9 protein-coding genes are annotated in these 13535 nt (G+C 41.3%); 3 read left to right on the forward strand and 6 right to left on the reverse strand.

Going from position 1 to position 13535, the window contains the following annotated elements; translation table 11 throughout:
• Nucleotides 1-34: 34 nt before the first annotated feature.
• The 6 genes from essA to ACSBQP_RS09475 form a co-directional block, all read right to left on the reverse strand.
• Nucleotides 35-532 (reverse strand): type VII secretion protein EssA, encoded by a 498-nt coding sequence (gene essA / locus ACSBQP_RS09450; protein WP_017358933.1) that lies wholly within the window; start codon nt 530-532, stop codon nt 35-37.
• Entirely contained in the window at nt 513-3410 is a 2898-nt protein-coding gene (esaA, locus tag ACSBQP_RS09455) for a type VII secretion protein EsaA (RefSeq protein WP_435028353.1), read from the reverse strand. Before esaA ends, essA begins: the two co-directional genes overlap by 20 nt.
• Nucleotides 3407-7882 carry a type VII secretion protein EssC gene (gene essC, locus ACSBQP_RS09460; RefSeq protein ID WP_435028354.1) on the reverse strand — a complete coding sequence of 1492 codons (4476 nt, stop codon included), beginning with the start codon at nt 7880-7882 and terminating at the stop codon, nt 3407-3409. Before essC ends, esaA begins: the two co-directional genes overlap by 4 nt.
• Nucleotides 7883-7933: 51 nt before the next feature.
• Nucleotides 7934-9247, reverse strand: coding sequence for a type VII secretion protein EssB (gene essB / locus ACSBQP_RS09465; RefSeq protein ID WP_007500453.1), 1314 nt, complete (start codon nt 9245-9247; stop codon nt 7934-7936).
• Nucleotides 9248-9261: 14 nt separating this feature from the next.
• Nucleotides 9262-9501 (reverse strand): EsaB/YukD family protein, encoded by a 240-nt coding sequence (locus ACSBQP_RS09470; protein ID WP_008345897.1) that lies wholly within the window; start codon nt 9499-9501, stop codon nt 9262-9264.
• 95 nt (nt 9502-9596) lie between these two features.
• Nucleotides 9597-9890: a WXG100 family type VII secretion target gene (locus ACSBQP_RS09475; RefSeq protein ID WP_003213769.1), complete on the reverse strand. Its 294-nt coding sequence runs from the start codon at nt 9888-9890 to the stop codon at nt 9597-9599.
• Between the two features lie 407 nt (nt 9891-10297).
• Between ACSBQP_RS09475 and ACSBQP_RS09480 the strand changes: the two genes are divergently transcribed.
• From ACSBQP_RS09480 to ACSBQP_RS09490, 3 genes are all read left to right on the forward strand, one after another.
• Complete coding sequence (locus ACSBQP_RS09480) at nt 10298-11527, forward strand: PucR family transcriptional regulator (protein WP_025207915.1); 1230 nt, start codon at nt 10298-10300, stop codon at nt 11525-11527.
• Nucleotides 11528-11637: 110 nt separating this feature from the next.
• Complete coding sequence (ald, locus tag ACSBQP_RS09485; protein WP_008345903.1) at nt 11638-12774, forward strand: alanine dehydrogenase; 1137 nt, start codon at nt 11638-11640, stop codon at nt 12772-12774.
• Nucleotides 12775-12890: 116 nt separating this feature from the next.
• On the forward strand, nt 12891-13487 hold the full coding sequence (locus ACSBQP_RS09490; RefSeq protein WP_041091835.1) for a biotin transporter BioY: 597 nt from the start codon (nt 12891-12893) through the stop codon (nt 13485-13487).
• Nucleotides 13488-13535 lie beyond the last annotated feature (48 nt).

Here is a 13535-nt window from a genome sequence, read left to right on the forward strand (position 1 = left end):
TAAAGAAAAGCCTGCCCCTTTTTAAAGAGGCAGGCTATTTCTTTTCCGTCTTCACATTCACCTTTGGAATCAGAATGATCATGACAATGATGCCAAAGGCGATCAAGATGCCAAAAATGATTGGCAGAAGCGCCGATCTCTGCTTTTCATGATCATCGCCAGAAGGAGTTGATACAGCCGAATCGCTGAAAGAGATATTCATCTCTTTCATCATACGAGCTGGCGTTTTAGGCGGATTGTCTTTCAGATCACTAAAAATTTGCGGCGAAAGTTGACCACCAGAGGTCTTAGGCGGGTCAGCAAAGTGAATGTCCGTTTTGACTTTAGATGTTGTTTTGCTTTGTTCGTATTTCGTTTGATCCCTCAATATACTCGAATTAATATTGAGGTTCTTTTCTTGATATTCATTCGGCTTGACATTCGTATCCGTATCTTCACCTGTAGCAGCAAAAGCAGCAGGACTGAGGAGAAAAAGGGATATGACACCAAGTGCCATCCCTTTGACGAATAGATTAAGCCTCATGAGTGACATCACGTTCCTCTGTTTTGTCTTTCCATAGCTTCTTCACTAGTGGAATGACCATGAACAATATCGTTAAAATCAGTAGCCCTGTGATGCCCATACCGAAGTTGTCTCCATTTCCATATTGGATGGACAGATACACGTCTGTCACTGGATTTGTAAAATGGAAGTTTGGCATGACCAAATCAATTAACGGTGCAACAAAGAAGAAAATAAGCGCCGTTGCTGCCATCCATCCGGCAATTGAACCGAAAAGGAAAGCTGTGCGAATAAAGGCAGAGCATGCCACTAGCAGCAAAATCGTAAAGATCGACCATTGAATGGCTTGGTCATCAGCTAGTTTGTAAATGTTGAGTCCAAACAGACTGATCATGAGCCCGACTAGCAGATTTAAAATACCAAACAGTGCACCTTTGACCAGCATTGGCGCTGACGCATAGTACGAGCTAAAAAAGCCAATCAACAAACTGCTGATCATCACAATAACCAAAATGACTACTGGCGGTACAGTCTGCGTTTTTTCTTCTGGCACATCGCCGCTAATTTTCAGCGGATTGGCTAAATGGTTATACACATAGTTGCTGTTGCCTTGATCGTCTAAAGTGTTGCCTAAAATACCCTTTAAATCTTGTTGAACAAGCTTCGTAGAATTGACATTCTTACTCCAGTTTTCGTTCAACGTATCTGCTTTTTCTTGAACGGTTGTGACACTTTCTTCAATATTATTCGTATAATCCGCCACCCCTTTTTGGCGGTCAGTTAACGAACTCATATTTTCAGAAAGACGAAGCACTTCCTGACCAATTGAATCCTGTGCACTCACAACAATCGAACTGCCCGCAAGGTCTGCCGTATACACCGCATCTCCTTGATCAGCCATTTGTTCAGCTACTGTGTCCGCACTTTCAGAAATGGCATTTAACTCCTGTTCCATGCTTGCCTGCTGAGTCGAAATGTATTCTGCGTAGCCATCTGAGAATTTTTGCATCTCATCAATAAAGGTAGACACATCATCATTTGACGTCAGCATTTGATTTTTGAGTGTATCCCAGTTTTCCGTTTCTTCTTTTTTGATGGAAAGGATGGACTGGATTTCATCTCCTTTTGTGTCTAGTAGAGATGAGTTGTTTGTTGGTTGATATAGATTCCCAAGCATCATCTCTAGCTGAGACAGTTGATTGGAGTATTCCATTAATTTTTTAGTATTTGTTGATTTTGTTTCAAACTTTTTCTCAAAAAGATTATCTTTAAAAACTTTAACAATCGGTGAATTTCTGCTCTCTAACTCTTTTACTTTGCTCAAAATAGTTGATTCCTGATTTTTGATTTCATTTGGAATCACATTATATCGATCTTGCAACAATAGGATCGTCTTTTCAAGCTTTCCTACTTTTTCAGAAAGTCTCTCAAGCTCTTTACTCATTTGACTCACTTTGCCTTTTAATTCTTCATTATGAGCAGCAGCTTTCTCTTGAATCTTCTTTTTTACTTCTTCTAAACGAGTCGAGAGTGCTTTAAGGTCATCCTTCGATGAATTCGTGCTGCCGGTATCTGGCTGAGCAGGATTTTCATCGTTGTCACCATCTTTATCACCTTCAATAGAAGGCGGTGTCTCTTGATTTGCTAATTGATCCGCGAGATCGTTCATTTCTGTTGAAATTTGAGAGAGCTCATTTGTTTCTTCATCGAGGTTAATTCCAATCTCTTCTGGGTTTTCATTATCTTGATCTGATGGCCCGTCGTTACTGGAATCATCTGGCGATTCAGTTTCAGCCAATAGCTGTTCTCTTTTTACGTTTAGCTTCGTCAGCAAAGCTGTTATTTTATTTTTATAGTCCTCTAAGTATTGACCTTCATAATCCTTCAACAGTTCTTCTTGAGACGTCTTCACAAGTTCCTTTAATCCCGACGATTGCTTAGGGATTGCGTCTTCTCTTGCCTTTTGAACAGATTGAATTGCGCTGTCCGTTGTTTTAAGCTGACTTTGGACCCCATTGATATCGGTTTTGAGTCCGCCCATTTGATCGCTAAAGCTGCGGGCATTTTGGTTTTGAATCTCCGCAAGCTGTTTGAGTCCTTGCTGGATTTGTTTTTTGCTTGTCGATTGCGCTTTGATCAAGAGATCCTTTTGTTTGTCTTGATACTGCTGATATTGATCGACTACTTTTACGAAATCCTTTAGCTGGCTTTTCGCTTCTTCTGTTGTACTTAAACCGTCTTTATACTGTTTTTGTGAATCGGCCATCGCATTTTTTAGTTCTTCTATTTGTTTCTTCTGCTGCTGGACGGCATCAGATAGTTTGTTTGAATTTGGCTTATAGAAGTTGTACATCGTGTTTTGGAATTCGACCTCTTTGCCAACAATATGCTCAAACTCTTCTCTGACATTGCCGATTTCCTGTGATACAAAACTCCAATATAAAGTCGACATTTGTTCATTCATTTTCTTTTGAGCATTTTCTAGCTCTCTTTGTACTTTTTCTTTATTCACTGCATTGAGCTGATCTTGGATTGAGAATTGGATAGATGCCTTCTCAGGATGATCCTTATCATAGCTCAGCACATTTTTAGAGAAGTCAGATGGAATATAGAGAACTGCATCGTACTTTCTATTTTTCAGGCCATTTTCTGCCGCACTTCGATTGACGACTGTCCATGTGTAATCTGGACGCTCTGATAATGCCGCCACCACATCCTGTCCGAAACGAGCGGTATTTTCACTTTCGCTCGCCCCCATATCCTCATTGACCACGGCTATGTTACGTGTGGCATTCTTTTTCTGTTTTGCCGGATCATCCCCAATGAGATGGAAAAATAGAACCGGCAAGACGAGAATCAGTATCATGGTCGACACGATTTTGATGGAGCTTTTTTGCTGCTCTGTCATTGAACACTCTTCCTTTCTACCGCACATAAAGGAACCTGGATTTTCTTCTCTTTCCCGTTTTCAACCAAATATCCGAATCCTGGCTGAATCTCTGGTTCTTGTCTTGCATACGGAAGCGGTATGATGTTTTGCTCTGATTTTTTCATCAGTAACATGGCATGACGAACCTGTTTGATTTCGTTTGTGAGTGCATCATAGCCTTTACTGAATTCGGTATGATTCCCTGATGCGATCAAGCTGAAGCCTAAGTGTGCATATGACTTCATGAAATCAGCCAATTGATCTTGAAGACGCGGGTCGATTGTCTGCTGAAAACGCGTAATGCCATCAATCACAAGCACAATTTGAGAGAACGACAACTGATCAGTCTCTCCCCGGCGCACAGCTTCGACGTACATCTCTTCACGCACCTTGAATAAACGATCTATTTCCTCTGCCCATTCTGTGATATCATCCTTTGTTTCAAGGTAATCAATGTTCTCTTCTTTTGCATAATGAGAGAGCCCCCGATCAATCGAATCAAAGACGGCCAGCTTCTCAGGTTTTGCTACTAATAGCTGATCAAGCATCAGTTTGGTCACATTTGTTTTCCCGCGCTGCGTTTGTCCGATAATGAGGCAGTGTTTATTCTTTTTCAAATCAAAGTAAACAGGTGCCACAGATTCCTCATCCAGTCCTACTGGAATGTCATATGGCTGCTTTTGATCGTCTAAACGACTCTCAAGCTCCCAGACCGTCAGCTTATCAGGAAGCATCGGCACAGGTTTTGGTTTTTCAGCTGATTCAAAGCGAGCATCTAGAAGCTGGATCTCTTGTTTTAAATGCTCAAACAATTCGAGATCGTTCTCTCCTTCAACTGGCAGGAACATTTGGGCAAAATAAAGCTCTTCTTTGTTGATAATGACTCGTCCTGGAATTGGCTCTAAGCTGAATTTCGGTCTGCCAATAATGGAGTATGCCTCTCCTTGATCCATTAAGTAATGGACAATCTTTGTTTTCAAGTTGTTCATAAGAGATTGACGGACTGCGTTGACACGAGTCGCTGAGATTAAGAAATAAATGCCTAACGATTGTCCATCACGGCTTAACTGAATAAATTCAGATTCGAGTTCATGCATTTCGTCTTTCACAATGTCAAAGTTGTCAATCACGATAAATATGAATGGAAGCTTTTTCTCATTCAGCGCATTGTACATTTTGATATGACTCATTTCCTGCTGTCTAAATAAACGCTTGCGATATTCAACCTCTTCACGAAGACGCTTCATCGACTTTTGAATCTTTCTCATTTGATCCATTAAGAAATAATCAGCCGTATGCGGAAGTTTGGCAAGCGGTAGCAAGGTGCCGTTACCGAAGTCATAAATATATGCATGCCATTCTTCAGGTGAATATCTTTCTGCGAAGCTCATAAGCAGTGTTGTTGCAGCAAGTGATTTGCCGTAGCCGGATGAACCGAAGATGCCAATATTTCCATCCTCCATCATTTGATAAGATAGTGGATGCTGGCTTTGCTGATCTGGCTCATCGACAAGAGCGAAATGGAAGACGTGCTCTTCACTTGATGCATAACGTGTTTTTGGAATCCGCTCTTCAAGCGGTGGAAGCCATGGACTCGGAAGCTTTTCAATTCCAAGCTCCTGCTGCATACGTTCAATTTCATCCACAACAGCGGAAATTTCCGTCACTGTCTCTTTTTTCACAGCTGGCTCTGTACTTACCCCTGATAATGGGATCAGTCCAGTGTCCGTTACAATGGCGATGTCATCTTCTGATCCGTAGCCGTCTTCCATATACGGTGCACCGCTCCAAGCCGACTGGAATAATTCATAGATTTCATTGTTCCCCACTTGTAAATATCCACGACCTGTCACGGTAATCGACGCTGCATCACTATTTTTCAAAATTTCCTTACTGTCTGATGCATCTTGTACCTTTAATGCGACTTTAAAGCGGGAGTTACTCCAAATTTGATCATCAATGACCCCGCCGGGCTTTTGTGTCGCCAAAATGAGATGGACACCGAGACTTCGTCCAATCCGCGCGGCACTGACAAGCTCTCTAATAAAATCTGGCTCTTCACTTTTTAATTCAGCAAACTCATCAGAGATTAAGAACAAATGAGGCATCGCCTGTTCCGCCTTTTTCTCTTTATAGAGTTTCGTATAGTCATTGATATGATTCACATGATACTGATCAAACAAGCGCTGTCTTTTCTTCAGTTCACTTTTAATAGAGGCAAGCGCTCTTTCACTAAAGTTTTTGCTGCCTTCAATGTTTGTGATCGTACCAAGTAAGTGCGGAATATTTCGGAACGGCTGCGCCATTCCGCCTCCTTTGTAATCAATGAGCAGGAACGCCACTTCATGCGGGTGAAAGTGTACAGCCAAGGATAAAATATACGTCTGTAAAAACTCACTTTTTCCTGATCCCGTTGTTCCCGCTAACAGACCATGTGGGCCATGTGCTTTTTCATGCAGATTCAGATCGACAATATCGTTTTTTCCTTTATAACCGATAGGCACAGATAATGACTTTGCTGTTTCAGATGTCAGCCATTTTTCACGAATGCCAATGTCATCTACCTGTTTGGCATGAAACAGGTCAAGGAAGGAGACCGTTTCTGGAATTGAGTTGGTCATCCCGACTTGATGATCTAATGTTCTTAAGGTTCTGGCAAACAGCTCATTGTCCGCTCGCTCATGTGCATCCAGCTGAAATGGAATTCGTACGGCCTTCTTATGCTGAATGAGAATATCTCCTTCTTCTTCGTTAATGTAACGAACAAGCGTTGAAATATTTTCAGCCAAGCTTTCCTTTGTTTCTGCTGCAAAGATGATTGAGATGCCTAAATCCGTCCGGCTGCCTTCTAGGTATTCTAAAATCACGTGTTCCGCAATGAGTTCATGGTTTGTCACGATAAACACAAAGTGAGGCGTAAATATTTTTTTCTCTTTTTCCTCTTCCAGATCACGCTCTCGCAAAATTTCATAAATAGAAGACAAGAGCTGATCACGTGTTTGTTCGTTATATATAAACCCTTTCCCGTATGTATGAGGAAGTTGGAAGTGCGGCAGCCATTTCATCCATTCCCAGTTCTCATACTCCTGTTCATTAAAGATAAAAACAAATCTCAAATCATGATAGCTGTGCGAGAAAGCAAGCTGGCCGACAAGCTGGTGAAGCTCATTTTTGACAATTGCCGGTTTTCCTATTAATCCGGTTGGACCGTCCGCAAGACCGAACGTAATCGGTACATCTTTTATCTCGCGATAGACGTTTTGCATATGCTGGGTTTGTTCCATTAAATCATCGATGTCACGATTGGCCATATCGCCGCCGCTCGTCGATAATTCATAACTTGAAGGAACTGCACCTGTCCCTAGACGCAGCTGTAAAAAATCATCACTGACAAGCGTCTTTTCCCAAATACGCCCGCTGATTTCTGACGTCAAATATTTCATTTGTTCAAAAGACGGATAATGATACGTTAAAATAAATTGTTGACGGTCATACAACTCTTGCAGCTCTTTCCGCTTATTTTCTAAGTAAAGAGAGTAAACGCGTTGCCGCTTCTCTTCTCGTCTTTTGCGCTGTGATTTCTCTTTAAAATATTGAACGGACGAAGTAATTAACGTCATAATAAACATCGCCATCGACACGACAATAAAGATACCTCGCGGCTGTACAAGGGCCACGATCCCCATGACAATCAGCATGACAAGCGGCGGAAGAACCACGAGCCAAAGTCCTCTGCCGTTATTTTCACTCTCCTGTGAAGGAAAGCTGAAAGACACCCGGTCATCTGGCAGATCGTAAATCAAACGTGGTGTTCGTCTATATAAAGGATATTTTTGTTTCGTTTCGGTACTCGGCCGCCTTGTTTTTTCTAAACGTGTTTGAAATGATTCAAATGCTATTACTTGCAATAAATCATCATCTTTCAATGACAGCGTCAAAAAGTTCCAAAACAGCTCATCTCCAGCAAGAAGCTGCTGTGGACCGTGCAGCTGTTTCCCGTTCACATAGATCGTTTCATCTTGGGGAATCACATACCAAGCGCCTTCTATTTTTTCCAACGTGAAGGATTTGGCATTTTGAAACATTGAATGGGCTTCTTCTTTCCACACATCCGCTTCATCTATTTCTTCACTTGAAATAGTCACTTCGACTCTATTTCCTAGGTAATAAATGGTTTGATCATGATGTGAATCCATCAACATGAGTGTGAGTGAACCAACCTGATATGGTTCATGTGGAAGTAAGTGACCTTTCTTTTTTTCGCCCTGATAAAGAGAAAAGCCGTCATTCGTTTCATCTGGAGATAAACGAATCAATCCTTCATCAAACGAAAGGGAAGGAATCGTTACTGTATGCTCTATTTCAGGTCCAATCACAGCTTCCCGGTTGAACTGCTCATCTAAACGGACGGTTTGATAATCTTCTTCATAAAAAACCCATAGAAGACTCAAACGCTCCACCTCCTCATCGGACAGCACCAACTGTCAGTTGTATCGAAAGAATTATTTTTTCTCATCTTTTTTCGTCTGAGAGGTTTTCTTTTTTGCATCAGATTCTTTCTCTTTTTTCTCCTGATCGGCTTTTGACTGCTCTTTTTGTTCAGCTGTTTCATCTGTTTGGCTTGCATCTGAGGAGTCATTGGTGCTCGTCTCCGTTGTTTCTTTTTCTTCATACTTCGCCATTTCCTTAATGATTGGATCTAGCTGTTTTTGTTTTTCTTCAGCAGATAGGCTGTCGTCATTTTGAATTTCATTGCGGTAGGCGACGAGTGCTGTGAATATGTATCGGTCGTCCCCGAGCACCCTTGCAATATCCAGAGCTTCCTTGCTATTGCCTTGTCCAATATGAATCCAGAACAGGAAGTATTGCGGGTCTGTCTGCAATGTGTACGTATCCGTGATTTCTTTTTTGTGCTGGTCAAGCAATAGATTCCCTTGATTCGTTTGCACATACGAAATGGCCAGTTCATATTGAAGAGAGACTGGCATTTGATCGGCTTTGTATTTTTCGAGCGTATCCACCACTTGGCTGTACTGTTTGTTGAGATAATATTTGTTCGCTTCCACATACGCTTCTTGTTTCGGCATGGCGAAAAAGAACGTGTAAATGGTATACACCAATGCAGGAATCAAAAGAACAAGGAGACCAAGTCCAATGTATCGTTCAATCTTCCATTTCTTTTTTGGAATAGTTAAGAGCGTCTTTTCTTTTGCTTCGATGGCTTCTATTTTTTGTTGAATCAAAGCAGACAATTCTTCCAGCGACTGTGTATCACTTATTTCCTTTGCCTGCTCAGATAATTTCAACGTATCATGATAAGCCAAATATTCTTGAAACTGATATTCATGGTCCACCACTCGAAGAATGACGGCTTTGACCTCTTTTAACAAACGTTGTTGGTCGGTTTCATATGGCGGGATGCTTTCTTTGACCCCGTAATGCAAAAATGCAGGCGCTAAGCCTTGATGAAAAACAATGTTTTCAGGAGAAACAATAGGATGCAGCCGCTTCACGTCGTGTTTGCACACTGCATCGACAAGCTGGTATGAAAAAATCCATTTGCTTTTTTCATCCTTTGCATGGATGAAACGAAATTCCTGATAGGCAGGAGGCGGTTGAATCGAAATGATGACCTCACCTTCGGTTAATTGGATCTCTTTTTTAAATGAAGGATTGATGTCTTTAATCGGTGCCGCTTCTAAACCGTCTAAGAGTTTAATTGTCTCTCTTTGAAAAATGAAGGTGTAAGTGCCTTCCTCTTTTTTCATGACTGCTTCTAATTGTTCTTCTAAATAGGAACTCTTTTTATCTGCCATTTACAAAAGTCCTTTCATAGTATTTCCAGCCTGTCTCCTGTGGTGATTCCACAGTCTGACAGCTTATATTCGCCTGAAAACACAGCTTTCTTATTGACTACACGCACCCATCCGCCATCTCGTTTAGGTAGTGAGATTTGTTTTGCCTGCCAGGCGATATGGATGACTTGTTTAATATGTAAATAATTTGATAGTCTCAAATCAAACACACTGCCATCATAGTTTTTTAAGTCGATGGTAATATCGATATACACAAATTTCCACCTCACAAAATAGAAAGAGCGCCGGCATCAACTGACAGACTCGGCGCTTTTTCTGCTTTTCACACTTAGAAAGGAAATCCCTTTGATTAGCCGCGGATTTGGCTAGCGATGTCTTGGTCAGTGCTTTCAAGTGTATTTGCAGTTTGATCAAGCTGATTGCTGACATCTGTTAATAGATCAGACATTTTGATGAATGAAGGTTTTAGCTGTTCGTATTGATCAGCGAATGCTTCACTAGAAGCACCTTCCCACATTCCTTTTAGGTCAGAGATCATTCTATTTAGACGATCAACTTGGTTTAACACTTCTTGACTTTCAACACCATATTGCTTAGCGGTCGCTCTTAGTTCTTCTGGGGTTACGCGAATAATTCCTGACATATTCCTCATTACCTCCCGTGCATAGCCGCCATATAATGGGCTAATCCACTTATTTTTTGACGTTATTATTATAAAAACAGAAATGATACACAGTCAAACAAATCTGTTTTTATTTTACAAAATGAGTCTATAGAATTACTGTTTTTTCGCTCTTTATCTAGTATTTAACAATTTTTTGGTCATATATTCTTAATAAAAGGGCGTGCACTTCGATGAATCTTTCCGCCTATTGATTTTTTACTACATTATTATTGTACTATTTCTTTTTGTGATCAACGCATGACCAATGTGCTCATTTCTCAAGCTTTTTGTTTTTTTAATGATTATGGCATTTTCTTGTTGATTTACGTACCTGATTCTCTTCATAATGTAAGTACGTGAAATATTCGAAAAAGCAGGGGTTTTTTATGACAAAAAAGACAGATCCATTTAAGTATAGCCTTGATCGTTTAGAGGATGTGGCAGACCAAATTAGTGATGTGCTCAATTGCCCTATTACTATAGAAGATACTCATCATCGATTATTAGCCTATAGCACACATAATGATTTCACTGATCCCGCCAGAACTTCAACCATTATCTCCCGCCGTGTACCGGAAAAAGTCATTAATCGGCTTTGGAAAGACGGTATCATTCCTACACTCCTTAAAACAGATGAACCGCTTCGCGTACCTCAAATTGCAGAAGTCGGTCTATCCAGCAGGGTTGCCATTTCCATATGGAAAGACAAAGAGGTGCTCGGCTTTATCTGGGCAATTGAATCCACGCAGCCTTTTTCAGATGAAGAAATGGACCTTCTCAAGATGGCAGCACATGCCGTGAAAAACAAATTACTCAATTTACAAATTCGAAAAACGAAAACAGAAGAACGCAATCAGGAGCTATTTTGGAAGATGCTCACAGGACATATTCATGAAAAGGATGAGATGCTTGATCTCTTCTTGAGGCTTGGGATGAGATGTCCAGACACGTATGCCATTATTATCTTTCGCCTTCGTGATGAACTCACAGAAGATACGGAAAAGAAGCTCTCCTATCTGCTTGAAACAACGCAGCAAGTGCAGGTGCTGTTAACGACTGTTGATTTTAACGAATTCATTATTCTTGTCTCGCCAAAAACAGAACATCCGCTTCAAGATATTAAACAATTCACAAGCGGCATGCTAAAGCAGCTGTCTGATCGGTATCAGATCCATCACGTTCAGGCGGCCATTGGTGGAATTTACGATCACATTACTCATATTCAGCCATCCTATAAAGAAGCACTGGCCGTCTTAAAAACAAAAGAACGCTTTCCTGTGGAAACAGAACGATTAAACAGCTTTTCTGAACTGGGTATTTATCAATATTTAGATGTGCTTGCAGAAAAACGAAAGGGATCGTCTTATTCCAGTTACTCTTTATCAAAGCTTGAGGATTACGATCTCAGGCATCATTCCAACCTCGTCGAGACCCTTGAACGGTTTATTGATTGTGACAGCAACGCCAATATCGCCGCAAAGCAGTTAAATATTCATATCAACACACTGAATTATAGACTGAAGCGGATTACAGACATTGCAGAAATTGATTTAAAAAACATGAATGAGAAAATGACCATTTATCTTGATATGAAGCTAAAAAACGTCCCTTTGTGAAATTTCACAAAGAGGCGTTTTTTAATTTTTTCATTCAACCGAAGAATTTTCTAAACTTTCAGGATACACTAGACATACAATATCAATAGATAAGCATAGGAGGAATTGATATGATCATCGGCATTCCGAAAGAGATTAAGAACAATGAAAACCGGGTCGCATTAACACCAGGAGCAGCATCTCAATTGCTTTCAGCTGGACACCAGATTTTAATTGAAACGAACGCTGGTTTTGGAAGCGGATTCACTGATGACGATTATGTATCTGTTGGTGCAGAGATTCTTGATCAAGCGAAAGATGTGTGGGCATCTTCTGATATGATTATGAAGGTAAAAGAACCATTACCAGAAGAATATTCATATTTCAGAGAAGGTCTGATCTTATTTACGTACTTGCACCTTGCAGCAGAGCCCTCCTTGGCTGAAGCATTAAAACAAAAAGGTGTAACAGCCATTGCTTATGAAACGGTAACGGACGGAAAATCACTCCCTCTATTAACGCCAATGTCTGAAGTAGCAGGTAGAATGGCTGCTCAGATTGGTGCTCAATTTTTAGAAAAGCCAAAAGGCGGAAAAGGCATTTTGCTCGCCGGCGTGCCAGGAGTATCGAGGGGGAAAGTCACCATTATTGGCGGCGGTGTCGTTGGAACAAATGCAGCGAAAATGGCGATCGGACTTGGCGCAGATGTCACCCTTATTGATGTAAATGCAGAACGATTACGTCAGCTGGACGATCAGTTTGGCCATCAAATGAAAACGTTAATGTCTAATCCTGTTAACATTGCAGATTCAGTGAGCGAGGCAGACCTGCTTATTTGTGCGGTTCTCATCCCAGGTGCTAAAGCACCAACCCTTGTCACAGAAGAAATGGTGAAACAAATGAAGCCTGGTTCTGTCATTGTCGATGTAGCCATTGACCAAGGCGGGATTGTGGAAACAATCGATCATATTACAACACATGATCAGCCTACTTATGAAAAGCACGGCATTTTACATTATGCTGTTGCCAATATGCCAGGAGCGGTTCCGAGAACATCGACAGTTGCTTTAACAAACGTCACGGTCCCATACGCACTGCAGATTGCAAATAAAGGCGCTGCAAAAGCGATCAAAGAAAACAAGGCGATTGCTGAAGGCGTCAATGTGATGAACGGACATATCACCTATGAAGCTGTCGCTCGTGATCTCGGCTATGATTATGTGCCTGTTAGTAAAGCCCTTGAAACCTCTTCCATGACCGAAGCTTAATATCTAGTCCGCCCTTTTCAGGGGCGGGTTTTATTGTTAACCTAAAATAAAAATGAGTTGACAAAAGAACCTCTTCCCCTTAATCTATTTGTACAGATAAGACAGGGGGAAATATCATGCAAAAGAAGACAAGAACAGCTGACTTTGTGCTCGTCGGGATGTTTGCTGCGCTCATGGCTATCGGAGCCAATATCACATCCATTGTGCCATTTTTACAGGTCGGCGGAATCCCACTTACGATGCAGCCGTTTTTTTGTGTGCTTGCTGGTCTTTTGCTGGGCAGACGACTTGGCGCATTGGCCATGATTGTCTATGCTCTTGTTGGGATCGCTGGTGCACCTGTATTCGCACAGTTCTCGGCGGGTCTCGGCGTTATTTTAGGAAAAAGCGGTGGCTTTGTGTTATCATACATTCCTGCTGCTTGGCTTGCCGGATTCATTCTTGAAAAAAGACAAAACCCTGGTTTTGGCCGCTTTTTATTTGCAGCCATTGCAGGAACGACCGTGATGTATGTGATCGGGACAACTTATACATACATCGCATTAAATGTATGGCTGAACGCACCAATCTCTTATCAAACTACATGGTTCTTCATGATGTGGTTTATGGTAAAAGACTATGCGCTGACCATCCTCCTTGCGATGCTGGCACCTAAAATTTATCGATCTGTTTCAAAAGCTACATCCTTTCGAAAAGAACAAACAGCTTCCTAATATCAGAAAAGGTTCCTCTACTCTACGAGTAAGGAACCCTTTTTTCAT

This window comes from Bacillus sp. G402 (assembly GCF_051172515.1).
Taxonomy (GTDB): Bacteria; Bacillota; Bacilli; order Bacillales; family Bacillaceae; genus Bacillus; species Bacillus altitudinis.